Annotated in this window: 27 protein-coding genes; 21 read left to right on the forward strand and 6 right to left on the reverse strand. The window is 52.0% G+C overall.

Going from position 1 to position 24,586, the window contains the following annotated elements:
• The first annotated feature begins 44 nt into the window (after positions 1-44).
• From DSCA_RS16560 to DSCA_RS16575, 4 genes are all read left to right on the forward strand, one after another.
• Positions 45-596: a helix-turn-helix domain-containing protein gene (locus DSCA_RS16560; protein ID WP_155317478.1), complete on the forward strand. Its 552-nt coding sequence runs from the start codon at positions 45-47 to the stop codon at positions 594-596.
• Between the two features lie 139 nt (positions 597-735).
• On the forward strand, positions 736-1,890 hold the full coding sequence (locus DSCA_RS16565; protein ID WP_155317479.1) for an acyl-CoA dehydrogenase: 1,155 nt from the start codon (positions 736-738) through the stop codon (positions 1,888-1,890).
• Positions 1,891-2,066: 176 nt separating this feature from the next.
• Positions 2,067-2,570, forward strand: a complete 504-nt coding sequence (locus DSCA_RS16570; RefSeq protein WP_155317480.1) for an amino acid-binding protein — start codon at positions 2,067-2,069, stop codon at positions 2,568-2,570.
• A 288-nt stretch (positions 2,571-2,858) separates the two neighbouring features.
• Positions 2,859-3,071 carry a hypothetical protein gene (locus tag DSCA_RS16575; protein ID WP_155317481.1) on the forward strand — a complete coding sequence of 71 codons (213 nt, stop codon included), beginning with the start codon at positions 2,859-2,861 and terminating at the stop codon, positions 3,069-3,071.
• A 197-nt stretch (positions 3,072-3,268) separates the two neighbouring features.
• Here DSCA_RS16575 and acs read toward each other — a convergent pair whose 3' ends face one another.
• A complete protein-coding gene (acs, locus tag DSCA_RS16580; RefSeq protein WP_155317482.1) occupies positions 3,269-5,254 on the reverse strand; it encodes an acetate--CoA ligase in 1,986 nt (661 codons plus the stop codon).
• Between the two features lie 642 nt (positions 5,255-5,896).
• Here acs and DSCA_RS16585 point away from each other — a divergent pair.
• From DSCA_RS16585 to hgcB, 3 genes are read left to right on the forward strand one after another with little or no spacing between them, the layout of a single operon-like run.
• Positions 5,897-6,187, forward strand: a complete 291-nt coding sequence (locus DSCA_RS16585) for an ArsR/SmtB family transcription factor (protein WP_155317483.1) — start codon at positions 5,897-5,899, stop codon at positions 6,185-6,187.
• Positions 6,188-6,245: 58 nt separating this feature from the next.
• The gene (gene hgcA / locus DSCA_RS16590; protein WP_155317484.1) at positions 6,246-7,454 is read left to right on the forward strand and encodes a mercury methylation corrinoid protein HgcA; all 1,209 of its coding nucleotides are present in this window, start codon (positions 6,246-6,248) and stop codon (positions 7,452-7,454) included.
• A 21-nt stretch (positions 7,455-7,475) separates the two neighbouring features.
• Positions 7,476-7,769 (forward strand): mercury methylation ferredoxin HgcB, encoded by a 294-nt coding sequence (gene hgcB, locus DSCA_RS16595; protein WP_155317485.1) that lies wholly within the window; start codon positions 7,476-7,478, stop codon positions 7,767-7,769.
• A 422-nt stretch (positions 7,770-8,191) separates the two neighbouring features.
• Here the strand turns inward: hgcB and DSCA_RS16600 are convergent, their stop codons facing one another.
• Positions 8,192-9,049, reverse strand: a complete 858-nt coding sequence (locus tag DSCA_RS16600) for a methylated-DNA--[protein]-cysteine S-methyltransferase (protein WP_155317486.1) — start codon at positions 9,047-9,049, stop codon at positions 8,192-8,194.
• Positions 9,050-9,381: 332 nt separating this feature from the next.
• On the opposite strand from DSCA_RS16600, the gene DSCA_RS16605 reads away from it, so the two are divergent.
• Complete coding sequence (locus DSCA_RS16605) at positions 9,382-10,341, forward strand: DMT family transporter (RefSeq protein ID WP_197904610.1); 960 nt, start codon at positions 9,382-9,384, stop codon at positions 10,339-10,341.
• Positions 10,342-10,450: 109 nt separating this feature from the next.
• Here DSCA_RS16605 and DSCA_RS32000 read toward each other — a convergent pair whose 3' ends face one another.
• The gene (locus tag DSCA_RS32000; protein ID WP_167527818.1) at positions 10,451-10,870 is read right to left on the reverse strand and encodes a hypothetical protein; all 420 of its coding nucleotides are present in this window, start codon (positions 10,868-10,870) and stop codon (positions 10,451-10,453) included.
• Between the two features lie 6 nt (positions 10,871-10,876).
• Here DSCA_RS32000 and DSCA_RS32005 point away from each other — a divergent pair, with 6 nt between their 5' ends.
• The 9 genes from DSCA_RS32005 (at position 10,877) to disA (ending at position 19,592) form a co-directional block, all read left to right on the forward strand.
• Positions 10,877-11,515, forward strand: coding sequence for a transposase (locus DSCA_RS32005; RefSeq protein WP_269434677.1), 639 nt, complete (start codon positions 10,877-10,879; stop codon positions 11,513-11,515).
• Positions 11,516-12,636: 1,121 nt separating this feature from the next.
• On the forward strand, positions 12,637-14,082 hold the full coding sequence (locus tag DSCA_RS16615) for a VWA domain-containing protein (RefSeq protein WP_167527820.1): 1,446 nt from the start codon (positions 12,637-12,639) through the stop codon (positions 14,080-14,082).
• A gap of 54 nt (positions 14,083-14,136) precedes the next feature.
• Positions 14,137-14,304 (forward strand): hypothetical protein, encoded by a 168-nt coding sequence (locus DSCA_RS16620; RefSeq protein WP_155317489.1) that lies wholly within the window; start codon positions 14,137-14,139, stop codon positions 14,302-14,304.
• 25 nt (positions 14,305-14,329) lie between these two features.
• A complete protein-coding gene (locus tag DSCA_RS16625; RefSeq protein WP_155317490.1) occupies positions 14,330-14,551 on the forward strand; it encodes a hypothetical protein in 222 nt (73 codons plus the stop codon).
• Between the two features lie 143 nt (positions 14,552-14,694).
• Positions 14,695-15,540, forward strand: a complete 846-nt coding sequence (locus tag DSCA_RS16630) for a hypothetical protein (protein WP_155317491.1) — start codon at positions 14,695-14,697, stop codon at positions 15,538-15,540.
• Positions 15,541-15,952: 412 nt separating this feature from the next.
• Positions 15,953-17,206 (forward strand): DUF418 domain-containing protein, encoded by a 1,254-nt coding sequence (locus DSCA_RS16635; protein ID WP_155317492.1) that lies wholly within the window; start codon positions 15,953-15,955, stop codon positions 17,204-17,206.
• The gene (locus DSCA_RS33225; RefSeq protein WP_155317493.1) at positions 17,118-17,456 is read left to right on the forward strand and encodes an isoaspartyl peptidase/L-asparaginase; all 339 of its coding nucleotides are present in this window, start codon (positions 17,118-17,120) and stop codon (positions 17,454-17,456) included. The genes DSCA_RS16635 and DSCA_RS33225 overlap by 89 nt, the downstream gene beginning before the upstream one ends.
• Entirely contained in the window at positions 17,405-18,466 is a 1,062-nt protein-coding gene (locus DSCA_RS16645; RefSeq protein WP_155317494.1) for a hypothetical protein, read from the forward strand. Before DSCA_RS33225 ends, DSCA_RS16645 begins: the two co-directional genes overlap by 52 nt.
• A gap of 64 nt (positions 18,467-18,530) precedes the next feature.
• Positions 18,531-19,592, forward strand: a complete 1,062-nt coding sequence (disA, locus tag DSCA_RS16650) for a DNA integrity scanning diadenylate cyclase DisA (RefSeq protein WP_155317495.1) — start codon at positions 18,531-18,533, stop codon at positions 19,590-19,592.
• Between the two features lie 25 nt (positions 19,593-19,617).
• Here disA and DSCA_RS16655 read toward each other — a convergent pair whose 3' ends face one another.
• On the reverse strand, positions 19,618-20,799 hold the full coding sequence (locus DSCA_RS16655) for a radical SAM protein (RefSeq protein WP_231716535.1): 1,182 nt from the start codon (positions 20,797-20,799) through the stop codon (positions 19,618-19,620).
• On the opposite strand from DSCA_RS16655, the gene DSCA_RS32600 reads away from it, so the two are divergent.
• The 4 genes from DSCA_RS32600 to DSCA_RS16670 all read left to right on the forward strand — a co-directional run bounded on the left by DSCA_RS32600 (position 20,707) and on the right by DSCA_RS16670 (position 23,160).
• Complete coding sequence (locus DSCA_RS32600; RefSeq protein WP_231716590.1) at positions 20,707-21,213, forward strand: hypothetical protein; 507 nt, start codon at positions 20,707-20,709, stop codon at positions 21,211-21,213. The two genes, DSCA_RS16655 and DSCA_RS32600, sit on opposite strands and share 93 nt — an antisense overlap.
• Before the next feature lie 559 nt (positions 21,214-21,772).
• Positions 21,773-21,934, forward strand: coding sequence for a hypothetical protein (locus DSCA_RS16660; protein ID WP_155317497.1), 162 nt, complete (start codon positions 21,773-21,775; stop codon positions 21,932-21,934).
• A gap of 3 nt (positions 21,935-21,937) precedes the next feature.
• Entirely contained in the window at positions 21,938-22,474 is a 537-nt protein-coding gene (locus tag DSCA_RS16665) for a protein-tyrosine phosphatase family protein (RefSeq protein ID WP_155317498.1), read from the forward strand.
• 140 nt (positions 22,475-22,614) lie between these two features.
• Positions 22,615-23,160 (forward strand): hypothetical protein, encoded by a 546-nt coding sequence (locus DSCA_RS16670; RefSeq protein WP_155317499.1) that lies wholly within the window; start codon positions 22,615-22,617, stop codon positions 23,158-23,160.
• 483 nt (positions 23,161-23,643) lie between these two features.
• Here the strand turns inward: DSCA_RS16670 and DSCA_RS16675 are convergent, their stop codons facing one another.
• A complete protein-coding gene (locus DSCA_RS16675; protein ID WP_155317500.1) occupies positions 23,644-23,847 on the reverse strand; it encodes a DUF6485 family protein in 204 nt (67 codons plus the stop codon).
• Position 23,848: 1 nt separating this feature from the next.
• Positions 23,849-24,430, reverse strand: coding sequence for an HD domain-containing protein (locus tag DSCA_RS16680; RefSeq protein WP_331457104.1), 582 nt, complete (start codon positions 24,428-24,430; stop codon positions 23,849-23,851).
• Positions 24,431-24,586: the final 156 nt, after the last annotated feature.

The following is a 24,586-nucleotide window of genomic DNA, read 5'->3' on the forward strand; positions in this document are numbered from 1 at the left end:
TCGACCCCTTGAATCCTCGAACCCTTTCCTGACAAGGAGGTATCATGCCCCCCAAAAAAACCACGCCACTGCCCCCCGTGGGCAAAAAAATCAAGAAGGCCCGGACCGACAAAAAGATGTCCTACGACGCCCTGGCCAACGAAACCGGTTTTTCCATCGATTTTTTAAAGCAGGTGGAAGCCGGCAAGGTGACGCCGCACGTGGGGTCCCTGCTACAGATTTCCCGGGCTCTGGACATCGACTCCTGCGATCTGCTCAAGGAGGCCGAAGGCCGCATGCAGGATCGCATCAAGGCCTATACCAAGCGGACGTCCAGCTACGCTTACAGCACCCTCACACCGGGCGCTGAAAACAAACATCTCAAGGCCTTCCGGGTGAAGATCGATGCCATGAAAGACCATGAAGGCGTCAGCTACAACCACGAGGGAGAAGAATTCGTGTATGTGCTCGACGGCACCATCGAAGTGGTGGTGGGTCAGCATGTCAACAGCCTCGGCCCCGGCGACTCCCTTCATTTTAATTCCGGCATCCAGCATCACCTGAAAAACACCGGAGAAAAAGACGCCGAACTGATTGTGGTCATCTACAACCCGTAATCGACTGATTCCAGCGAGGCGGCGGTTTCGGTCATGCTGCCCGGGCCCCACCCGGTCATCGGGCCGCCATGAACCGAACACCCGGAACCATGCCGGTGAACATGCCGCCCTGCGGATATACCCAAAAAAGGATTACGCCATGTCATTCAAGCTGACCGATGAACAACTGATGATTCAGTCCATGGTTCGCGAGTTCTCCCGCAAGGTGGTGGCGGAAACCGCAGCGGAGCGGGATAAAACCAAGGAATTCCCCGCCAGGAACCTCAAGAAGATGGCCGAGCTGGGGCTTTTGGGGATGATGGTGCCCTTCGATTACGAAGGCTCGGATTCGGATACGGTGGGATACGTCCTGGCCCTTTCGGAAATCGCCTACTCCTGCGCCTCCACCGCGGTGGTCATGTCGGTGCACAATTCCATTGTCTGCGAAAGCATCTTGAATTTCGGCACCGAAGACCAGAAGCAGCATTATCTCAAGGACCTGGCCATGGGCAAGTATATCGGTGCCTTTGCCCTCACCGAACCCGAAGCCGGCTCCGACCCGGTAAGCCAGCAGACCACAGCGGTCAAGGATGGTGACCACTACATCATCAACGGCACCAAGCGGTTCATCACCACCGGTAAAAACTGCGGACTGGTCATCGTCACTGCCAAAACGGATCCGGATGCCCGCCACAAAGGGATCAGCACCTTCCTCGTCACCAAGGACAACCCCGGCCTCGTCGTGGGCAACATGGAAGACAAGATGGGGCTGCGCGCCTCCGACACCACCGACCTGCACTTCGAAGACTGCCGGGTACCGGCATCGGACATGCTGGGCAGCGAGGGAGAAGGGTTCACCATCGTCATGAAGGGTCTGGACGGCGGACGCATCGGGATTGCCGCCCAGAGTCTTGGCGTGGCCCAGGCCGCCCTGGATGCAGCCGTAAAATACGCCAAGCAGCGGGATCAGTTCGGCCAGAAAATTTCCAAGTTCCAGGGCCTGCGATGGATCATCGCCGACATGGCCACCGAAATCGAAGCGGCCCGGCAACTCACCCTGTCCGCCGCGGCCATGAAGGACCGCAAGGAACGCTTCACCATTCAGGCCTCCATGGCCAAATTGTACGCATCGGAAATGGTCAACCGGGTCACCGCCAAGGCTCTGCAGATGCACGGGGGGTATGGCTTTACCACCGACTACCCGGTGGAGCGGTTTTACCGCGACGCCCGGGTGTTCACCATCTACGAGGGCACCTCGGAAATCCAGCGGGTGGTGATCTCCAACAATATATTGAAAGACAAGCGGACACCCTGATAATATCCAGAAACGGCACCTTTCACTCGATTTCAGCGTTGGGCGGCAAATTCAAATCCTCGAAATATTGTATATATGCCTCCGGTTTGAATCCGCCACCCGCCTTTAACTCGAGCAAAATCTACCATTTCTGAATGCAAGTGGCACAAAAAAATTGGCTTAAAAGGAGGACAATCATGGTCAGAACGGAAATATCCCTGTTCCTGAAAAACGAACCCGGTGAACTGGGCAGGCTGGCCACACTCATGGGTCAAGCCGGCATCAACATCGATGCGTTGACCATCCAGGATGCGTCGGCATATGTGCTGGAACTGTTCAAGGCCAGGGGTAAATCACTCAAGCGCATCGCTTCCGCCGCCAGCTACAACTCCATGCGCAAAGACTCGGCCCAGTTTGCCCTGATCCGCCTGCTTGCCGAAGACGGCAAGACCAACGCCGCCATCGACCTGCTTTCCCAGCACGACTATACGTTCGACATCATGCCGGTCATCGCCGTCCAGCTGGACAACAACCCCGGTGAACTGGCGCGGCTGTCCACCAAATTCGGTGAAGAGGGGATCAACATCAACTATGTCTACGGATCGGTAGCCGGGCCGGACGCCAAATGCCTGTTTGTCTTCTGCCCCGAGGACATCGACCTGGCATCCAAGATCTTTACCAAGGACAAAGCGGACGGATAACGGCTGCACCAGCATTCCTGAAATCCGGATCTTTCTGTTTGCTACCATCGCTTTGGCGGTGCAGAAACAAGCTTTTCTGCACCGCTCTCTTTTTGGCCTTTTGCTTAAAATAACGGAGCCGCCAATGACCGCTTCCGCAGGCATTTTCTCTTGATGGTGGGTTTGGCCTATCAATAGACGCCTGCAACCCGACCATTGAATTTTTCGCGTTCATTGTCACTTTCAGTCTACGGCGCGTTGTGATTCCTACTGAATAAAAGTCAAACATTGGCGTATTGGAGGTTCGTGATGAACAAACAAGATTGTGTAAGCGAAAAATGGTCCAGCAGGACCATTGGACTGATCATCCTGCCCCTGGCGATGGCACTGGGATTTCTCGGTTTTCTGATCCTACCGGTGGTGGGCCTTTTCTTTGCGCTTCCGCTGTTCATACTTTCGTTCTTTTTTATTGCCGCACCGGAAAGCAAGGTGTGCCGCCTTATCCTGCGAAAAGAAACATAACCGTTCACCGACTGGGCACGGATTTCAGGTTGTCCTGAAAAACGCCGCCCGCACGCATGAGCGCAGTGAGGCGGTGGGTCTTTGAACGAAAAGGCCAGGCGTTATTCGCCTGGCCCTTTTTGTTTTTCTCATCCGGCAGACAGGCCTTTCACATCAACTCCGGGTGGCCCGACGGTAACCTATTTCGACCATCCCGATCAATTGGGCGTTTGGATCTGTTTGGCGCCGTCAATGGCCAGATCCACCGTGCTGGGATCGGCAAGTGTCGATGTGTCGCCCATGGATTCCTTGCTGAAATCGCCGGCGGCGACTTTTTTAAGGATACGGCGCATGATTTTGCCGGAGCGGGTCTTGGGCAGAAAATCTGACCATTGAATCATCTCCGGCGTGGCGATGGGGCCGATTTCCTTGCGGACGTGGGCCACCAGTTCCTTTTTCAGCGCATCTGTTTTTTCAACGCCGGAGTTAAGCGTTACAAAGGCGTAGATGGATTGCCCCTTGACGGGATGCGGATACCCCACGACCGCCGATTCGGCGACATACGGGTGAGAGACCAGGGCCGACTCGACTTCGGCGGTTCCCATGCGATGGCCGGATACGTTGATGACATCGTCTACGCGGCCCGTGATCTGGTAATAGCCGTCCTTGTCCCTGCGGCAGCCATCGCCGGTGGTATAGACACCGTCAAACTGGGTGAAATACGTTTCGAAAAATCGTTGCGGATTTTTATACACGCCGCGCATCTGGCCGGGCCAGGACCTTTTGATGATCAGGTTGCCCTGACATTCGCCTTCCAGTTCCTGGCCGGCGTCATCCACAATCGCCGGCTCTACCCCGAAAAAGGGGACGGTGGCCTGGGCCGGCTTGATGTCGATGGCGCCCGGCAGCGGGGTAATCAGAATCCCGCCGGTTTCCGTCTGCCACCAGGTGTCGACGATGGGGCATTCCCCCCTGCCGATATTCTGATAATACCAGTTCCATGCTTCGGGATTCAGCGGTTCCCCTACGGAACCCAGAAGCCGGATGGAGGAAATGTCGTGCTTTTTAACCCATGAATCGCCCTCTTTGGCCAGGGCGCGGATGGCCGTCGGTGCAGTGTAGAAAATGTTGATCTTATATTTTTCGACAATGGCCCAGAACCGGCCGTAATCCGGATAGTTGGGAACCCCTTCGAACATGACCGACGTCGCGCCGTTGCACAGCGGTCCATAGACGATATAGGAGTGTCCGGTTACCCAGCCGATGTCGGCCGTGCACCAGTAGATGTCTCCGTCGTGGTAATCGAAGATCATCTTGTGGGTATAGGAGACATAGGTGAGATACCCGCCGGTGGTGTGCATCACGCCCTTGGGCGTTCCGGTGGAGCCTGAGGTGTAAAGAATGAACAATGGATCCTCGGCGTCCATCTCCTCGGGCGGACAATCGGCATCGACCTTTTTGAGCTCGTCATGAACCCATCTGTCGGTATCGGCGTTCCAGTCCACCTTGACCTTGTCCCCGACCCGCTCGACCACCAGGTGGGTGTGGATGGTGGGGCACGCCTTGACCGCCGTATCCGCGTTGGCTTTTTGCGGAATGGCCTTGGCGCCGCGGAAGGTACCGTCGCAGGAAACCACCATAACGCTTTCGCTGTCCTGGATGCGACTGGCCAGTGCGTCGGCGGAAAACCCGCCAAAAACCACGGCGTGAATGGCTCCGATGCGCGAGCAGGCCAGGATGCCGATGGCCAGTTCAGGAATCATGGGCAGGTAGAAGGTTACGACATCGCCCTTTTTTATGCCGTTACTTTTCAGGATGTTGGCAAATTTGCAAACCTCGGCATGCAGGTCTTTATAGGTAAATTTTTTGCTTTCGCCGGGGTCATTGCCTTCCCAGATGAGCGCGACCTGGTCACCCCGGGTTTCCAGGTGCCGGTCGAGACAATTGTATGAAATGTTCAGTTTGGCGTTGGTGAACCATCTGATGTGAAGATCTTCGGCGCTGGTACCGTAATTGAAGTCCGTTACTTTGTCCCACTTCTTGAACCAGGTTACCTGTTCGTCGGCGACCTTTCCCCAGAAGGCATCGGGGTCGTCGATGGACTGCTGCCACATTTGCCTGTACTGGTCGTAGCTGCTGATGTAGGCTTTTTTCCTGAAATCTTCGGGTACCGGGTAAATCTCTTTGAGCTTCACATCTGTCATGAAAACCTCCATTGGATAAGAATATTGAGTTAATGAGCAACACAATGGCGCGATACGGATCAACGCGGTGCCGTGGCCAAATGTTTCGGTGTCCGGCACCACCGCCACTTTAATGAATTTTATTCATTATATATTTTTTTAGTTTTTTTTTAATGAATGTAAATTTCATGTGGTTCCTTTTACAAATTACATGCCAGATATAAATTGCAGGGCAATAGCAAAGCGATTTCATAACGGCGACAGACTATTAACGCAATAATTTTTAATGGTTAGTCAGCTGTTCGGTATCGTCGGCATGTCACCCTTGAGGGGGAAAAGCAGACGTCCAAAGGGAAGAGCTACAACTTTTATTGTAGAGATAGTCGCCCAGTACCCCCATAACCCATCGGGTTTTTTGATCAAACCAACTATCTTACAACTATAATTGTGGCTACAACCAGTCCGGGATGGACAACTACAGGCGTAAGGGCGCAAAAAGCGCATGCCATGAGCTTTTTACGAGGGCATCAGGCATAGGGAAACCGATCCACGGAATGGCAGGGCCGCATCACCTTGAACGGTTGACAGCACCCCCCTCTATCGTATATCGTCGTTTTACGATTAATCTTGGGTTGCATTCTATGGAAAAAGTGGAATCGAACCATGAATCAAGACGGTGAATGGCAGCTCGACACCCCAGCTTTCGCCAGGATCTGCAAGGCGCTGGGGCATCCGGCACGGGTCCGGATTGTTGAGCACCTCAAAGCCATCGACCGGTGCATCTGCAGCGAACTTGTCCAGATCCTGCCCCTGGCCCAGTCCACCGTGAGCCAGCACCTGAAGGTGCTCAAGGCTGCGGGGCTCATTACAGGAGAGGTGGAGGGTCCCCGGACCTGCTATTGCCTGGACCGGCAGATGCTGGAACGCTTCAAGCGAAGGGCCGATGCCTTCTGATCACAACGCGAGGTCCGACGCAGCGAAGCGTTGGCGGATGACAGGAATGAAATAAACGATGACGTCATGTTGCCCCGAAGAAAAGAACCAGGTGCCCCGGCCCGACGGCACCAGCCACGAGTCGACCGCGTGCGGCCTGAAACCGGACTTTCCCATACTGGGCAAAGACGCAGGGGCATGCTGCGGCGGTCAGGCGCCGGAAACCGGCAGTCGGCATGAAACACCCGGTTACCGGACGTGGGGCTTTGTGGAAGATTTCGTGGAAACACCGGCGGGAAGGATTCCCCGGGTGCACAACCATTGGAATCGTGAGGATCGAACCGGAACCCTTTGCGCCCGCCTGGGCATCGGCCGGGACAGCTACCGCATCGCTCCCGGACTGTATGGCGTCGGCGCAGCGGATGCAGCGTCGCCGGTAATGGTCACCGCCAACTACAAACTCTCCTTCGACACCCTTCGGACGTCGCTTGCGGACACCAGTGCCTGGATCCTGGTGCTCGAGACCCACAGCATCAACGTCTGGTGCGCCGCCGGCAAGGGGACCTTCTCCACCCGGGAGGTCGCCGACCGCGTAAAAGCAGCCGGCCTCGAAAAAGTCGTCGCGCACCGGCGCCTGATCCTGCCCCAACTGTCGGCCACCGGCGTGGCCGCGCGCCAGGTAAAACGCCTGTGCGGGTTTGAGGTCGTCTGGGGACCTGTACATGCCAGAGACATCAAAGCGTTTCTGGAAAACGGCATGAAAGCCGCTCCGGCCATGCGCAAGGTCACCTTCTCCCTGCGCGAGCGCCTGGAATTGATTCCGGTCGAACTCAACCACATGGGCCGGCCGACACTCTATCTGATACCGGGACTGCTGGTGCTGTCCGGTCTGGGAACGGGCATATTTTCAGTGAGCGCCGCCGTCTCACGGGGAAGTGCCGCCATTCTGGCGTACGTCCTTGCCGTGGCGACCGGCGCCATTTTGTCCCCGCTCCTGCTCCCCTGGCTGCCGGGCAGGGCCTTCGCCGTCAAGGGTGCCGCAATCGGCGCCGCGGCCGGCGCCCTGCTCTCGGCCGGATTCAGGGGCCACCTGGCCTGGATGGAGATGCTGGCCCTGACGCTTTTCATCATGGCCGTCAGCTCCTACCTGGCCATGAACTTCACCGGATCGACGCCCTTTACCTCTCCGACCGGCGTGGAAAAAGAGATGCGCCGGGCCATTCCGCTCCAGGCGGCCGGCAGCCTGGCAGCCGCTGCTCTGTGGGTGGGTGCCGGGTTCACGGGATAAGACAACTCACAGGAGGTCGCGATGAAACGATTCAGATACCTGCCCGGGGTGACCACCCTTGAATACGATAAGGGGCTTTGCGTGGGGTGCGGGTCCTGCGAACGGGTATGCCCACACGGGGTGTTTACCATGAACGGCAAAAAGGTGCAGCTGACGGACAAGGACGGCTGCATGGAGTGCGGCGCCTGTGCCCTGAACTGCCCCACGTCCGCCATCCGGGTCACCCCCGGAGTGGGCTGCGCCGCCTACATCATTTCCGGCTGGATCCACGGCAAGGAGAATGCCAGTTGCGGGGGTGAAGGCGGTTGCTGTTGAGAACAATACGGAAAACCCAACGTGGCATATGCCGGAGTACTGATTGGCCGTGGCAGGCACTTGGGAATAAGATTGAACAGGATGACCTGCGACGCTGATCGATGATCTAAATTTAGTTTCACGGGCATCTGCTCTCTCAGTTTACAACATGATTATCATTGCTTTTCAGGAGCCATAGAAAGCTGATAGAGTTGGAGAATCCCAAGTTTAAACCAAGAATCCGCCACCCCAATATATTGTGTTCGCCCCAAAATGAAAAAGCGTGGACTTTTTCGGCAATCCACGCTTTCTGGCTGATCCCCATTATGGCGGTGACCTGCACTATGGGATATCAGGTGGGCCATCTGGACCGAGGACTGATGGTCGTATTCCTCACCTCACCATCTTTCGGGCAAGCTAATGGACACTGATATCTTCGTATTTTATGCCGATCTTACGGCTTCCCATCCAATCAAAGCCTTCTTTCTCGCAGATCCCCAACGATATTGATGAATTTTTCCAGATTTAGCAATCACCCGATGGCATGGAATCAAATAAGCAACGGGGTTGACGGCAATCGCATTGGCAACTGCCCGAAAGGCTTTTGGATGGCCGATATACGAAGCAATGTCCTGATAACTGACGACACACCCCTTGGGGATGTTTAACAGGGCCTTCCAGACATTGATTTGAAAATTGGTCCCCTTGACCTGCAAATTAAACGGGTGTGCACTTTTCTGATGATTAATTCTAAAGATATGGTTAACGATTGAGCATACGGCAGTCGGATTTTCAATAAACTCGGAATCTGGCCACGTATCGAATAACTGTCCAAATGTTTCAGATCGTTCTCCTGACGCTACAAATCCAAAATAACATATCCCCCGTTGGGTGGTTGCCAGCAGGCACTCACCGAAAGGCGAATCACAGACACCGTACGAAATTTGCAGCCCCGACCCTTGTTTTTTAAATTCGCCGGGTGTCATCGCTTCGAAGGTAACAAATAAATCGTGAAGACGACCGGTGCCTGACAGGCCTGCGTCCATAGCGGTTTCTAAAAGGCTCTTTGATTCGACCAATCGTTTTTTGGTGTAATCGAGGGTCATAAATTGCATGAATTGGATCGGACTTATCCCAGCCCACCGCTTAAACAGCCTGTCAAAATGATACTTGCTTAAATGAACGCTTTGCGCCATCTGATCCAGGGACGGCTGGGATTTAAAGTTTTGTTCGATGAACTGAATTGCCTTTTCGATTCGTTGAAAGTCCTCGGACTGCTGTGAACAATCGGATGTATTCATACCAATTCCCCTGCGTTCTCTGTTTTCCTTCATCCTAACCAAATTAAACAAAGATAGCGACCCGGATCTTGCTAGTGTTCATCCAGAAATAGGAAAATTGGGTCGAGATCAAGGCGCGCGAAAAATTTTACCGCAGGCATATGGCTGATATTCCGAGGATAAAATTTTGAGCGCAACGCAGATATCGGACAAATTGGCCATTTATGGATGGGCACTTGCTATAAAATTCAGCAAGATTCGGGTCGCAGGATCCCCCTGCAAGTGTGTATTAATAGGCCAAGCAAACAATAAGACCCATTTTTACAGACCATGACAATTATTCAGGGGGAAACATGAAAACACAGAAAAACATACGAGAATCTGCAACAGTCAACCAGATAATGGGGTTTCAAGAATGGGGGTTGATCATAATTTTATCAATTCTATGGGGAGGCTCTTTTTTCTTTGTAGGCGTGGCTGTTCAAGATATGCCGCCACTCACGATTGTATTATGCCGGGTCGCCCTCGCGTCTATTCTTCTTCTGGCCGCTGTTTATCTTAAAGGGGATAGAATGCCGTCATCACTGGCCTTGTGGGGTGGGTTTATCGTCATGGGCGCATTGAATAATTTGATCCCCTTCAGTTTGATTGTCTGGGGGCAAACCCATATAGAAAGCGGTCTTGCAAGTATCTTAAATGGTACGACGCCTATATTTAGCGTTATTCTTGCCCATTTTTTAACAAAAGAAGAACGGCTGACCACCAATCGGATGTCGGGTGTATTGATCGGCTGGGTGGGTGTTGCGGTGTTGATCGGATTCAATTCATTGCGAGGCTTCGGCATCGAAGTGTACGGTCAAATTGCCGTATTAGGAGCAGCCTTATCATATGCCTGTGCCGCAATTTATGGGCGTCGGTTCAAAGGTCTCAGCCCTCTTGTAGTGGCTACTGGAATGCTTTGTGGCTCTACCATCATGATGACACCAATGGCATTGTTTGTCGATCAGCCCTGGAATCTATCCCCCAGCATCTATTCAATGGCGGCGCTCTTTGGACTGGCTGCGATCAGTACATCCCTGGCTTACATAATTTATTTCAGAGTATTGTCCATCGCAGGCCCGACGAATCTGTTATTAGTTACCTTTTTAATTCCCCTGAGTGCTATTTTACTGGGGGTCATGTTTTTAGGGGAGAGGCTGGAATGGAATGCATTTGTTGGCATGGGACTGGTATTTACTGGCTTGATTGCCATCGATGGCCGCTTGTTGGACAGGTTCCAACGCAAAGAAAAGGTTTGGTATTATGAAATCTGATAGCGTTTTCGTTATTTTAAATTCGCAACTTTGACGCGGTCGTAAAAAGTCAGAATCCCGGTTCTCCCGTCATTCCGGCGAAGGTCGGAATCTATTTTTTAATAATACCTCAACTTCCGGAGCTAACAGACAGAAACTTAAAACTGAAGGTAACGCTATGAATTAATTTAAAAAGATAGTTGAAGAGCCCAGTCTTTTGATTTATAGTGAATTTGCGAATAAACACAATAATATCAATAGGCAAGGGCTCAAATGATTCATAGCAGCATCGCCCCCAAACACAAGCCAACATCTGCATTCTTGGTAAAACGACGACTTTTTCAGCCGATTCAAAATTACTTCCGCTTTGCATCGGTGCGGTACCCGAAAACACCGCGGGCACAGTGGTCGTTCTTTGATATGAACGATTTTTACATTGCCTTTTGTGGGTAAGAACTTCTTCCGAGGCATTGTGATCAACGACGAACTGGCGTTTGGCAAAGATGCTGCCTGCGAAATCCTCAAAGGATGTACCTACAACTGGCGACATCTGCTGATGATTTTAGGGTCCCGGCTCCATGGCTTCTTAAACCGTTTGACGAATGAAAACCGCAAGGCGGTACTGATTGTGGATGACAGTCCTTACGATCGTTCACGGTCAAAAAAGGTGGAACGTTTATCCCGGGTATGGGGCCACAGCAAAAAGCGTTATTTCAAGGGATGTCGAATGCTCACGGACAGTTGGTTTGCCATGCCATCCGTCGTCACCGCACTGAAAGCGCATATTGATGTAATCGGCATGGTAAAAAAGACGCCGAAAATCCATTACGGCTGCAAGGGGCATCAGACAGACCTGATGGCCATTTACCGGAAGCTGAAGAAACGTCCCGGTCGGGCCAGAATCCTGGCCAGCACAATCGTAACCCTGAAAAAGGGATTGCCTGTAAAGTTGGTCTTCGTCCGGGACAAACGCAAAAAGGACTGGCTGGCATTGATGTCCACGGACCTTGAACTGCCGAATGAAGAAATTATCCGCATTTACGGTAAACGCTGGGACATCGAGGTGTTCTCTAAATTGGGCAGGCAGCATCTGAAACGTGCCAAAGAGATCCGCCGGGACTTAGCGATGCATGGATTGCCCATACCAGCATCGTGTTCATGCGCTATATGTTTCTGGCGTACCAGTGCCGGATAGAGACAGACCATCGTACATTTGGAGATCGGTTTTATGCCTGCTGCGATGAAATGGCAGACATTTCGTTTGTCGAGGCCTCTACCGGATTTTAACCCTGGCCGGTGAACAGTTGAGAAAAATGGGCAGTTATTGTGAAAAGACGGCATCGGCAACCTTCGATGCCGTCATTGAAACTGAACTGCAATATGTCGGCTTGCCAAAGAGCGGCGGGATGACCGCTTCGGCGTAACCCCGAAAGTTGAGCAATTAATTTAGTGTTCATCCAGAAATAGGAAAATTGGGTCGAGATCAAGGCGCGCGAAAAATTTTACCGCAGGCATATGGCTGATATTCCGAGGATAAAATTTTGAGCGCAACGCAGATATCGGACAAATTGGCCATTTATGGATGGGCACTAACTAAGAGCTTTGATACTTTCGCCCAATAAATTATGTATTCCTTTGGTGTTACATTCGTTAATCGCATAAAAACGGATTGGCAGTAATCGGCAGATAGCTTGCTACTCCTCAACCCATAGAAATTATTTCAATATCACATCCAAGTTATTTTACTCGAAACTGCACAAACAGTTTAACGGCAAGGCTTTTTTGGATGGAAAGCTTAAAGCATGATTGTGCCGTATGGATTTTCCAACATTTTTTCTGGACATATCTCATAAGCTTTTGTATGTTTTGGCCGATAATTCCGACACATAGTGTCTGCGGCCGGCATCCTGCCTCACTCATGCCGACCTCCTTGCTGACCGCAGGGTTAAAGGAGGTGATCTCTTCTCTACCGACCCGCAAACTGCTCAATTAAATTTTCCTTATTCGAAAACGCCAAAATCCAGTTGATCTGCATCTACGCCTGCGAACCCATCAATTTCGCGAAAAGGAGAAAATGATGCGCATCCGACCCGCTGCCCTTGTTTGGATAATTGTTCCCTTCCTGTTGGCGGTCGCCCTTCCCTGCCAGGCCGCCCAATTTAGCGCGGAACTGACCATCACATCCCCCCAGGAAATTTTATTTACGATGTATCGGTCAAAGACGATCTGATGCGGCTAAAGAAAACTGCCGGCCCTATGACGGTTCCGCCGTTGCCTACCATTCACAACCGAAATACAGGTGTTACCTGGGGACTGATGCCCCAGATGCACCAGTATGTGGAAGAAACCGATCCGGTAAAAACCATGGTGATGAACCCGGTTGTCGGTTGGGAACACAGGCGCAAGTATATGACCGGCACGCCAGCGGGCACCGAGATGGTGGCAGGATATCCCTGCGATGTCGTCGAGTACCGCGAAGCCGGCAAAGATGCCGTCGCATACCGGGTATGGACATCCCAATCCCTGGCTTTTACCGTTAAGACGGTCTCCTACGCGACCAACGGCAACGCAACCATGGCCTTAAGGAACATCAAGGAGGGGCCCCAGGATGACGCGCTTTTCAGCATCCCGGCGGGATATTCCAAGGTCGGTCCGGGAGCCAAAGGTGCGGACAGCTCTGCCGGGCAAACGGAGAAGGAGAAACCGTCGCCAGCCGCCTCGGGCAACATCGTGTTCATTCTGGACGCTTCGGGGTCCATGTGGGGGCAGGTGGAAGGCACGGCCAAGATCGCCATTGCCAAGGAGGTGCTCACCGGTCTGGTGGAGGAATTGCCGGACGATGCCGTGGTCGGTCTGGTGGCATACGGACACCGGCGCAAGGGTGACTGCGACGACGTGGAGGAGCTGATCCCGCTGGGCCTGCTGAATAAAAAGAAAACGATTGCCAAGATCCAGGCGTTGAGCCCCAAGGGCAAGACCCCCATCAGCCGGTCGGTGCGCCTGACCGCCGAGCGGCTGAAAAATCTCAAAGAGGAGACCACCATCGTCCTGGTTACCGACGGCAAGGAGACCTGTGATCCGGACCCCTGCGGCTTGGTCAAAGGCCTCAAAGCATCCGCTATCAAATTCGTCATGAACGTCATCGGATTCGATGTCACCGGGGATGAGCGGGAACAGTTGGAATGCATGGCCACGGCCGGCGACGGGCAATACTATACCGCCGGCAATGCCGGGGAATTCATGTCCGCCGCCCGAGAGGTGGTGGAAAAATCCACACCGCCCTATGGTGTGCTCAAGGTGTCTGCATCCAAGAACGGCAAACCGTTTAACACATTTGTCACCATCACCGACCAGGAAAGTGGCAAGCGGTGGACCCCGGCCAGTACATCCGGTGAAACCGGAACGGCGGAAATTCGGCTCGCGCCGGGTACCTATCAGGCCGAACTCAAGGACTCCGGCGTCAGCGGCGGCCGGGCACCGATGGTGCACCTGAAGGAGATCGTCATCGTGGCCGGTGAGACGGTGGAACGCACGGCTGATTTTTCGGACGGCACCCTGGTTATCGCCACCCTGCTCAACGGCAAAACGATACTCAAGAACTGGAGCAACTATCCCAGAAACGGCACACGCGTCGTCAACCTGCCGGAAGGAACGTATACGGTGATAGTTATCAGCAAGAAACAGAAACTTAATTTTGATAATGTCATGGTTGCTGGCGGATCGCGTGAAACCATCACGGCATCGTTCCCAATAAACCCATGAGTCTGACACGCGCACGAAAGAAGGCATGTCAAACAGTGTAAGATGGATGCGGACATGTACCCGCCGACAAAAGTCGAAAAAATCGGTGTTTATGAAACCGATGCATACATGGCCGGCATTCGCAAATACATATCCTGGCTGGAACTCAACTGCCCGGACGATCAGCGGCTGGCCGTGGCCAAAGATCGGCTGGCTGCATTGAAAGCCAACCGCGCACGGTGACCACTATCGAAACAAAGGAAGATGCATGCGTAAACGAATGATTGTAACCGCAACGATGCTTCTTTGGGCCTTTACAACGGCTGTCGTCGCGACTGCGCAAGACAACCCGGATGAACTGTTCGAGCGATGCAAGGATCACCCCCGCGGCCCCTGGTGCTACCAGGAAACCGTGGAGCAGCGCAACCAACCCGAACTGTGCAAGAATATTCTCACCTATTGGCCCAATGCCGATGGGGTGCACGGATGATGTTACTATCAACTGGCCATGAAAAACAGAGATTGCTCCCTGTGCCAGCGCATCCAAAAGGCGGCCATCAAGCAGATGTGCCTGCGTGACGCCTGCAAATGATTCGTGCATACACTGAAACCAGATAGGAAAGGATAATTTCCATGAACACTCCCACGCTTCTCACCGGACTGGGCTGCGGCATTGCCTCCGGGCTGCTGCTGCGCATGGCCAAACAGGAACTAGCCGCCAAGAAGATGGCCGGGAAATTGAATCTGACACCCATTGGAAACATTCAGCCCGGTTTGTGCCTGACCGCCGGTGAGGTGGTATGCGAAAAACCGCTGGTTACGCCCTACTCGCAGACACCTGCCGCCTGGTATCGTTTTGCCGCAACGGAACGCGGTCTGCAGGATGTGGATAATCACAGAAAGAAACCGGACAAGATGTTGTCCTCAGGAAGTCAAAGCTGTCCGTTTTTCCTCAGGGACGATAGCGGCATCATTGAAGTCTTACCCGCTGGCGGCACGGCTGGCTCTTATCCCCATCAACGCATCATGAAATCACAAAGCGGCAAGCGCACGGCCGTGGGTGATCGGATAAAAAAGCTCAAGGAAATCGACAGACAAAATCATCCGGATGGCGAGAAAAAACCGTTTTTCCGGAAAATCGAAATGGACGAGGCACCCCTGGATGTACCTGAGGATCTCATCGAAGTGGAACCCGGCTCCCGGGAAGCCCAGAACGCCCTTCACAAATATTCCGAAAGCTGGGTACAGGCGGGGGATCGTGTATTCGTTATAGGAATGGTCGAGGATGGGGCAAGGGGCAACCCCAGGAGAATTACCCACGCGGGTAAAAATGGCCCGTTAAAAATGTCTACGGATATGAATGATCTTTCGGCCGGGGCTTTCGGACGCAATTTTATGGTGGCATCCCTGATGGGGCTGGGATTGGGCGTTCTGGGCGTGGTATTCGTCTTGATGAGCCTCGGGATGGTCGGATCCTGAGAAAGGGATCCGATAATGGCCGGTCAGACTCTGACGGCCTTGTAAAAATGAACACATACAGAAGCTTGGGATCAGCAAGGTGAACTAACTTTACGAGTTTTCGCATCTCTATGAAGATTAACCGGGGAGCAGCAGGCAAAACCATTGTCGCTGTAGCGGTGGAACGGAAAAGTAAATTATATGCCTACTCGAAAGATGGGTACTTCGAACGCCTCCCAGATACTGGAGAGACGTGGATCTTGAGAAAAACTGTCCTTTTCGAAATCGGTCGTGAAAGTTCCGATATGGATTGACTATAGAATTTTAAACAATATAAACAAGTGGTTAAAAATTGGCACCATTTTTGGATTGGCTAACCGGTACCGTTTTGCTTGAGGATTAGAAGTGCGAATCAAACAGGGTTTCCTGGGAAATGACGAATCCAACAAACCGAATTGCCGCTTACGACCACGCCCGCGCGTTGGCCATCTGCGGTATGATATTCGTGAACACCCGCGCAATCATGAACAAACACGTTCTCGAGCTGTGGTGGATGGATACCTTCATCGACTTTATCACCGGTCGTGCGGCTGTGATTTTCGTCATGCTGGCTGGTGCCGGCATGGTGATGGCCTACGATCGGGCATCGGACGAAACAAGACCGTTGATAAAAATGCGTCTGATCATCCGTGCCTCATTGCTATACGTGATCGGCCTTCTTCTTATGTCTGTGTGGACGGCAGACATTCTTCATTACTACACGGCTTTTATTATTGGTGGTGTCATCCTTCTTGACCGTCAAACCCATTGGATAAGGATGCTGCTGATTGGATTGGTGGCCGTTTCCATACCCGTTTCTACCCTTGTGGTTTATGAATTTGAAGGGGGCCAGATCATTGAAACGCTGGTTTCACCTGGCCTGTTGGCGGGGCTATTGGATTACTTTTTTTTCAGCAACCATTATCCGGTGTTTCCCTGGATTTGCTTCTTTTTGGTGGGGATGTTGCTCGGGCGGTTGGAACGGAACCCGGGCAAGAGCCGGTTTCAGATCCTTTTTATTATCAGCAGTGTTGTAGTCATCGCCACCGAACTTTTGTCGGCCCTGCTGAACACGGAACCGATCACCGGCAGATGGTTCGACATTGAAGAACCCGGGTGGCGGTCCTTCAGCCTGTCGGAAGCGTTTCCGGTAGGACCGCTGTTTATCTTTTCTGCGGGGGCTTCCGGATTGGCACTGATATCGTTTTTGAGGTGGCTGCCGTTACAGACACAGATGACCACACACTTCTCTCCTCTATCGGCATTTGGTCGCCTGTCCCTGACGTTTTACATCTCCCATATCCTGTTCGGGCATTTTTGCCACCAATGGATCGTGAAACAATACGGCAGCGTCTCGAATAGTCAGGCCCTTCTTTTCGCGGTTGGTTTCATCATTGCTGCCAACCTTTTCGCCCTGGTGTGGACCCGTTTTTTCATGCGGGGCCCGTTGGAAATAGCGATGAATGCGCTGACATATGCCTTCATGAAACCGGTAAGAGCCGTATGGCATCTGGATACGTTGCCAGGTGAGGATTTCCACTTCATAGGGGTGATATCCAATGACGCCAAAAATCATCGTGCACGGAGGGGCACGCAACCAGGAAACCGACGAATCCAAACGTCGGGCGGATGTTCGCGCAGCCTGTGAAGCAGCCTACGAAGTTCTTCTCCAACAATCCGCAGTGGATGCCGTGGAAAATGCAATTCGACAGCTGGAATCCTCCGAATACTTGAACGCCGGGGTGGGCAGCTACCTGCAGCTGGACGGCCGGGTTCGGATGGATGCCGCCATCATGAAGGACGATATGACCGCCGGTGCCGTGATCGGTGTGGAGAGGGGTTTCCAATGCGAAAAATCAACAAAGGCTATATTTTACCCAGCGCTGCGTTTTCATTGAAACCAAGTCAAATCAAGTTTTTCCAGCCACTGGACCGGATACCGGAAGCAGGCGACGTCGTCTACGGGAAAGTATCTCGGATCGGCCAGCATTCGACCTTGGAAAATGTTTCAGGTCGTATCCATGCGATCCACAATGGCTCCAAAGGGATATTTGTCTTTGGGAATCGCTATGCACCTGATTATTATGAAGGGGTTGTCCCCAAAGAAAGCTGCCTGGAAATCGATTTGCTGGCCCGCTCAGGCATCATCGGAAAAATCAGGACAAAAAATACGCTCATCAAGGATCCGACCAAAGTCGACATTCTTGGATATGTCTGCACGGGCAACGGACAGGTGCTCAACACCACCCAATTCCCTTTGATCGATCCCAAGAGCCGGACGAAAAAAGCACCCCGATCACAAATGATCCTGATTTGCGGCACGGCCATGAACTCAGGCAAAAGCATGGCCGCTGTCGCTTGCTGCTGGGTTCTGGCATCCCTCGGCTACAATGTAAGGGCTTCGAAAGTGACCGGCACGGCCAGTCTCAAGGATATTTTGCATATGAACGATGCCGGGGCCAGCCATTATACTGATTTTACCCTGCTGGGACATCCCTCCACCTATATGTTGCCCCCGGAGAAGCTGCTGGATGTCTTCAACGTGTTGGATTTGAAATATGCCAACAATCCAAAAAATTTCTGGGTTGTTGAACTCGCCGATGGTATCCTTCAGCGTGAGACCGGCATGTTGCTGAATGCACAGGAGGTCCGATCGCGGATACACCGGTTGATTTTTTGTGCCAATGATGCCTTTGGTGCCATTGGCGGATTGAAAGTCCTAAACGAACAATATGGACTACAGCCGGATGCCATCTCGGGCGTGTGCTCCAGTTCACCGCTGCATATTCGAGAGTTGTCCGCTTTCACGGACATCCCGGTTTTTAACAGTGCCAATCCGGATCAGCAGATGTTGAAACAGTTGCTCGTCCCCGCCAAAGCGAAGCCGGGCAGGCAGAAAGCAGCCTGAAAAGAGGGATGGTGCTATTGATTGGCACCGACCCATCCACCCGGAATGCGTTCAGGACCTTGTCATGAAGATCGCTCCCGAACTGATCCCCAAAATCAAGATGGTCGCTCCCGGCACGTTGCTGCGCCGTGCGCTGGACGATATCATCATGGCCGATTTCGGAGCGTTGATCGTCTTCTTGGATGACATCAGAGAGCAGGAAGACATACTGCAGGGCGGATTCTACATCGGGGCAAGCTTTTCACCGGAAAAACTGTACGAACTGGCCAAAATGGACGGCGCCATTATTCTCGATGAAAACGTTTCCAGAATCCTGGCGGCCAATGTCCAGCTGGCGCCCGATCCCTTGATAGCGACGAATGAGACCGGTATGCGCCACCGGGCGGCCGAACGCATGGCCCGGCAGACGTCCAAGTTTGTGCTGACCGTCTCACGACGCAGAAAGGTCATCACCCTTTACCATAAAAACCTCAAGCACCAGATCAGTGATATCAATACGCTCATCGCACGAATCAGCCAAACCATCCACACCATGGAGCGATACAAAGGCAGTCTTGACAATAAGTCACTTAGAATCGAAGGCGATGAGTTTCTGGATCGGGTGCAGCTCATTCAAATTACCGAGCTGATTGATGACTGTATCGGAATAATGAACCTGCTCGGGGAAATCGAGCCCTATGTTCTTGAAACCGGAAGTGAAGGCCGTCTGCCGTATATGCGACTGAACAGCATCAAGGATGACGTTGACACCATGATGCTGATGTTCGTCAAAGACTATTGTTCTCAGACACTTTCTGATCCAGAAGTTGTCCGTCTGATTGAAAAGCTGAAAACCGTTACACCTGCCGATAATGAAAAAATTGCTGAACTGCTGGGATGGCCGGCATCGGGAGAGCGCAGTCTGTATGACGTTACGGTGAGACCTAGGGGATATCGGCTACTCAAACAGGTCGCCAAAATTCCGCCGGGCACAGCGGACAAGGTGGTCGACCAGTTCGGGGATCTTGTCCATCTCAGTTTGGCCGATGAAGACGCCCTTCTATCGGTTGACGGGATCGGCCAGAAAAGAGCCCAATCGATCATCGAAGGGATTCAACACATGCGCAACCGTAGTATTTACCGCTGAGCTCTGCTCGGTGCACGGATGATGGTCAGTAGTACCGGGCCAGACCCGGTGTAATGGTTTCGAAGGGGAGGATGTTTTTACATGGCCCGCGTAATCGGGGATCTTGCGTGCTATCCGTTTGTAGCTTCCCGCGGATATCGAGCAGGCTTCCGAACCCCTGAACCGCCTCACTGTCCAGCCAATCCGTTGAATGGACCATCTGTTTTTCGATCACAAGGGATTTACCGCGGTCCAAAGCCACTTTCTTGAACGGATGGCGATAACTGACGCCCTCTCTGAGAACGGCCTGGCTGTATCCGACCTTTAGACGGACTTTTGAAAAATCGATCAGATGCCACAACTCGGCCGAAAAAGAGATGGCATCCTTTTTGGCGGAAATGCTGTATAGCGAGGCGTCGACCCCGCGGTCGGCGAGCGTTTTGCAAACGTCGGCGATATGGTTCTCAGCGCCGATGACTGTCAGCCGCCTGATATACCCGGTAGGGGTGATATCTTCATGGCCGGCCCTGATCTCTTTCGCACATCGTTTCCTGGCACCCATCCCTTGAAATTGGTGGCGAAAAGCAAACGAACAGTAATTGATGGGCAGGGAAATGTCCCGTTCAAGGGCGTATTGGATTAAGGCCAAGGCAGTCAGTTCGCTCTCCAGAACGGTAACTCCTGGGCCGCGGACAAATGTATATCCTCTGTCTATTAGATGGTTGACGTTGTGAGGTGTGCAACGTATCTGGTGAAGGTTCAGATGGTTCACCCCGAGCCGTTCCAGATCAATCATCAATTGTTTGACTGTGGAAATATCTTCCGGAATTGCCGGTATTTCGACGGTAACCCGCGGAATCACATGTAGCGCCTGCTCCAGTGTTTCCAGACGGTATCCATTGGCACTCAAATCGAAACGAATTTCATCCAGTCCACCATCGCACAAGGCCGCAAGCTTCTCCCGATTTACCAAAATCCCGTTGGTATACAGCCACGTATACACTGGATGATCTACCCGTTTTTTGAGGGCTTTCAGATAAGCAAGAAGGCGGTCGAAAGTGAGAAGAGGCTCCCCTCCGCTGAAACCAACTCCCTTGATGTGATAGCGGGATACATAGTCCGCATAATTGTCGGGATGATCGAATACAATCGTATTGGTCATGGGCTGCCCGGGATCGTCCTGAGCGGTGGGACAATAAAAACAGCGGGCATTGCAGGTGCCATTGATGAAGAGGCAGGACCACCGCCCCTGTCCACACAGGGTGCATCCTTGCGAGATATGGCGGGTATAGAGTTTGGTCCGAGAATGGGCCCAATGCGCTTGGGGATTGCCCATGATACGATCCAGCAACGACGTTCTGGTGAAAACGGCTTCCTCTATTTCATCTGGAAGCAGCCATTTCATCGTATCATAAACGTTTGCATACGCTTTGCGGATGTGCGAATCCAAGCTGGTTGCCCTGAATTGTTGTCAATTAAAATCCAAGAGGTCTTCTTCGTCCAGTCCCCGACCCAATTCCTTTTGGATGAGGTCATCGCTTCTGCTCTCGGAAAAGTTCCTTTCATCCGGCATCCAGTCATCGCAATCGGGAAGGCCTTCAAATCCGCAAACCGAACAGGTGCTGGTAAAAGGCTTGAATAATGTTCCACAGATGTGGCAAATTCCATGATTCACACCGTCTTCCTCTCGTTTCTATTAATGCCCACGTCCTCTTCCAGCTTGAAAAACATTCCGCTATCATCCACGATCACTACCTGAGCCAGCGTCTTGATAAAATGCGACCGGAGGCTTTTGATAACTGCCAATATCAGCAACTTTTAAGCCATCAACATATAATTGTGGGATTTAATCAATCTATCTATGAATCAGATGGTTATCCACCATTCAGACGTGATGGAATGGTTTGTTTTCCAATAATAGGAAGCATGGGTTCCGAACGGACTATTTTTGAGAACTGACAGTTCCGGTTTTTCTAACACCGTGGGGGCCGACAAATCAGGTGTTATTTTGGAATGTCGCCTTTATCATTTAAAATCAAAATGTAATATTAATTGCAGATCATTTTCCATAAGATAAAGGGCCTCGGTTGGCACGAGATTGGCGTTCATATAAAAGTCTGGTATCAACGGAGCTGTGATTGCGATCGATCAGCCACCTTGTTTTCAGGTATAGACCCTTTAAGATTAGGAGTATCGAACTGATGGAAAATTTTCAAAAGGATCTGCTTTCTATCTCGAAATCTATCTCTAAACTGGCAGTAAAAGTAGAAACATTGGCTAACGATATCATTGGACAAAGCATGGAAAAGAAGCCAGTCAAAATATCATCGTCCTCAGAAGCAATCGTAAAAGAAGCCACGTAACGCATGCCCTCTAAAAATTGGATTAATAACAACCTCACCATCGCTGCTCATCCAATAAAGACGCAAAGAAAAGGAAAATGGTGGGAAAGCTATGACCTGATCATCAATGTCTCTGACTATGTGGACGTAGAGCTGAATACGATAATAGCTTACCATGGTATTGCAGTTTACTGGTTCCCAATGGGGGAATCCTACGGCATCCCTTTGGAAAATGTTTATGGTGCGATTTCAGTCTTGTGGTACGCTGAATCCAACAACCTAAGAGTCCTCCTTCATGGCATATCTGGGAGGAATCGAAGCATAATGGTTACCGACTGTTATTATTATATAAAAAACGGAAAGCACAGGAAAGACAGCGCCCGTGATGTCCTTTATGGCATAAATAAAAGCAACAAGCTGATTCTGAACATTCACGATAATCAACTACCCGGCATCTATCGCATGGAACTGTTTCTCGAAAATTGTAAAAAGCTACTAACAGCACCAGAGGTCGCAGGCGGGGCCCCAGTTGATTGGTTAAAAAAAGAAACATTCGGATAGAGGATCTAATGCCAACTTGGCAGCACAATCATTTTAATTGCAATCCGTTTTTTTTTAAACCCATAAAGGACAAATTAAGCAGCATTGACACTGTATAAACCGAGTTGATGATCCATGAAAACCTGGGGCGTACGTTCACGATGAAAACAATCATCCCCTTCATCCTATGGCTTCTGCTTTTCATTGGCAACGACATCGCTGTTAATCCGGTATCGGCCACCGATAGTGTGGCCTATCCTGTGATCAAACTGACCGTCAATAACCAGCCCCTCGGAGAGGTCTTGGCGGCCATCACGACCGAGACCGGGTATGAGTTCAACATCAACGAACAGTGGGAGTCGCATCCAGTCAGCGCCACCCTCGATAACCTTTCCTTGGAACAGGGGCTCAAACGACTGCTGCGCAACTTGAACCACACCATCATCTGGGATTCGGACCAGATCATCTCCATCATGGTCTATGGCAAGACCGAGGCCACAAGCCATCACAGCGGGATCTCACATGCCGCACTTCCTCCTGGTATCCCGTCCGTGCCGCCCTCAGAAGCCGAGGACCTTGGCGAACTGCAAGACGATCTTTCACCCGAAGAAGAAGCCTCAGAAGCCGATAAGCGCGAAATGGCAGGAAGCGAGGAGAATGCGCCGCTTGATGATCAAAAGCCCGACAAGACCCCAATTCAAGATTAGCAGCTTGAAAACTTTTTAGATCCTTGTATTGGTTTCCAGTCCAATAAAACTGGAACAATTATCCGAGCACCCCTGCAGGCCGGCAAATAAAGTATGTTCTGGCTATAACACGAAAACCAGCATTCCGGAAATTCCATTTATCTGTCCATACGTTGCCGATCAAGAGGACAGATGGAAAATTTCAAGGGCCACTACATATGGCAGTCGGACGAAATCCCTGTTCGATGCAGATTACATTTGAAAATAGTAAATATGACATAAGTACGGTGGTCTGAGATATATTGAGAAAATAACCGGTTGGACTCAACAACAGATACCATCTTTCCTGGATTTACAGAACCGCGACGTCCCCGCCTATCAGGCGACGGGAACCCATTCACAAATGACGCCAATTGTGGTTTCGGCCCCAAGGCGCCTCCAGTCGGTGTGTATCGGAATTGCTGCCAGCGGGTGAAACGCATGTGCCGGGCCGTTCCCAGGCAGCTATACCCGCCCCTCGGTCACCAACCTTGCAAAATGCTCATAGCTGCGGTCATAGGTGCGTTCGGCATCGTCGGGAAAGACGCAGGCGGGCAGCTGACGCATCTGCGCGTGGTACTTGATGCATTCACAGCAGACCCCTTTTCGCGAGCAGGGTTCGTAGGAGCAGTTGCAGCGTTCCAGATTCTTATCCTTATTGCACTCCATGCTAGGCATCTCCCTTCAGGCCGATTTCATCGGCCACTTCCCGCATGCCCATGATGGTGTCGGTGATCAGTTCACCCAGTTCCACCCCCAGCATATCGACGCCCTGTTGAATAATCGACCGGTCCACTTTGGCGGCAAAACGCTTGTCCTTCCATTTTTTTTTCACGGACTTGGCCTTCATGTCCAGGACGCTTTTGGTCGGCCGCACCAGCGCCGAGGTGGCCACCAGACCGGTCAGTTCGTCGATGGCGAACAGCACCTTTTCCATGGTGGTTTGCGGTTGGACATCCGAACAGATGCCCCATCCGTGGCTGACCACGGCGCGGATCAGGTGGTCGGGCCAGTTGTTTTCCTTCAGGATTTCTTCTGTTTTTTTACAGTGCTGATCGGGGAATTGTTCGTAATCCAGGTCGTGGACCAGGCCCACGACCCCCCAGACGTTCTCGTCCTCGCCGTATTTCCTGGCCATGTAGCGCATGACGCCTTCGACGGCAAAGGCGTGTTTAATCAGGCTGTCACTCCGGTTGTATTTTTTTAAAAGGGCCAGGGCATCTTCTCTGGTGGGTATCGGACTGCTCATCATGGTCTCCTATATCGTCATGGGATTGTCTGTGGAGCATGCAGGTCTTACTTTAAAAATACGGAGATTGATTTACCATATGACACGCCGGGCAACAACCCCTTGCCCCTTTGGATCATCGAAGCCTTTAACCCCTGTCAAAATGGACGGGCCATGCCA

This window comes from Desulfosarcina alkanivorans (genome assembly GCF_009688945.1).
Taxonomy (GTDB): Bacteria; Desulfobacterota; Desulfobacteria; order Desulfobacterales; family Desulfosarcinaceae; genus Desulfosarcina; species Desulfosarcina alkanivorans.

What these genes read in the sequence shown, in the direction of transcription:
- DSCA_RS16560 (WP_155317478.1), top strand. Translation starts at nt 45, where the DNA reads ATGCCCCCCAAAAAAACCACGCCACTGCCCCCCGTGGGCAAAAAAATC.
- DSCA_RS16565 (WP_155317479.1), top strand. Translation starts at nt 736, where the DNA reads ATGTCATTCAAGCTGACCGATGAACAACTGATGATTCAGTCCATGGTT.
- DSCA_RS16570 (WP_155317480.1), top strand. Translation starts at nt 2,067, where the DNA reads ATGGTCAGAACGGAAATATCCCTGTTCCTGAAAAACGAACCCGGTGAA.
- DSCA_RS16575 (WP_155317481.1), top strand. Translation starts at nt 2,859, where the DNA reads ATGAACAAACAAGATTGTGTAAGCGAAAAATGGTCCAGCAGGACCATT.
- acs (WP_155317482.1), bottom strand. Translation starts at nt 5,254, where the DNA reads ATGACAGATGTGAAGCTCAAAGAGATTTACCCGGTACCCGAAGATTTC.
- DSCA_RS16585 (WP_155317483.1), top strand. Translation starts at nt 5,897, where the DNA reads ATGAATCAAGACGGTGAATGGCAGCTCGACACCCCAGCTTTCGCCAGG.
- hgcA (WP_155317484.1), top strand. Translation starts at nt 6,246, where the DNA reads ATGACGTCATGTTGCCCCGAAGAAAAGAACCAGGTGCCCCGGCCCGAC.
- hgcB (WP_155317485.1), top strand. Translation starts at nt 7,476, where the DNA reads ATGAAACGATTCAGATACCTGCCCGGGGTGACCACCCTTGAATACGAT.
- DSCA_RS16600 (WP_155317486.1), bottom strand. Translation starts at nt 9,049, where the DNA reads ATGAATACATCCGATTGTTCACAGCAGTCCGAGGACTTTCAACGAATC.
- DSCA_RS16605 (WP_197904610.1), top strand. Translation starts at nt 9,382, where the DNA reads ATGAAAACACAGAAAAACATACGAGAATCTGCAACAGTCAACCAGATA.
- DSCA_RS32000 (WP_167527818.1), bottom strand. Translation starts at nt 10,870, where the DNA reads ATGTCGCCAGTTGTAGGTACATCCTTTGAGGATTTCGCAGGCAGCATC.
- DSCA_RS32005 (WP_269434677.1), top strand. Translation starts at nt 10,877, where the DNA reads ATGATTTTAGGGTCCCGGCTCCATGGCTTCTTAAACCGTTTGACGAAT.
- DSCA_RS16615 (WP_167527820.1), top strand. Translation starts at nt 12,637, where the DNA reads ATGCCCCAGATGCACCAGTATGTGGAAGAAACCGATCCGGTAAAAACC.
- DSCA_RS16620 (WP_155317489.1), top strand. Translation starts at nt 14,137, where the DNA reads ATGTACCCGCCGACAAAAGTCGAAAAAATCGGTGTTTATGAAACCGAT.
- DSCA_RS16625 (WP_155317490.1), top strand. Translation starts at nt 14,330, where the DNA reads ATGCGTAAACGAATGATTGTAACCGCAACGATGCTTCTTTGGGCCTTT.
- DSCA_RS16630 (WP_155317491.1), top strand. Translation starts at nt 14,695, where the DNA reads ATGAACACTCCCACGCTTCTCACCGGACTGGGCTGCGGCATTGCCTCC.
- DSCA_RS16635 (WP_155317492.1), top strand. Translation starts at nt 15,953, where the DNA reads ATGACGAATCCAACAAACCGAATTGCCGCTTACGACCACGCCCGCGCG.
- DSCA_RS33225 (WP_155317493.1), top strand. Translation starts at nt 17,118, where the DNA reads ATGACGCCAAAAATCATCGTGCACGGAGGGGCACGCAACCAGGAAACC.
- DSCA_RS16645 (WP_155317494.1), top strand. Translation starts at nt 17,405, where the DNA reads ATGCGAAAAATCAACAAAGGCTATATTTTACCCAGCGCTGCGTTTTCA.
- disA (WP_155317495.1), top strand. Translation starts at nt 18,531, where the DNA reads ATGAAGATCGCTCCCGAACTGATCCCCAAAATCAAGATGGTCGCTCCC.
- DSCA_RS32600 (WP_231716590.1), top strand. Translation starts at nt 20,707, where the DNA reads ATGATCGAATACAATCGTATTGGTCATGGGCTGCCCGGGATCGTCCTG.
- DSCA_RS16660 (WP_155317497.1), top strand. Translation starts at nt 21,773, where the DNA reads ATGGAAAATTTTCAAAAGGATCTGCTTTCTATCTCGAAATCTATCTCT.
- DSCA_RS16665 (WP_155317498.1), top strand. Translation starts at nt 21,938, where the DNA reads ATGCCCTCTAAAAATTGGATTAATAACAACCTCACCATCGCTGCTCAT.
- DSCA_RS16670 (WP_155317499.1), top strand. Translation starts at nt 22,615, where the DNA reads ATGAAAACAATCATCCCCTTCATCCTATGGCTTCTGCTTTTCATTGGC.
- DSCA_RS16675 (WP_155317500.1), bottom strand. Translation starts at nt 23,847, where the DNA reads ATGGAGTGCAATAAGGATAAGAATCTGGAACGCTGCAACTGCTCCTAC.
- DSCA_RS16680 (WP_331457104.1), bottom strand. Translation starts at nt 24,430, where the DNA reads ATGATGAGCAGTCCGATACCCACCAGAGAAGATGCCCTGGCCCTTTTA.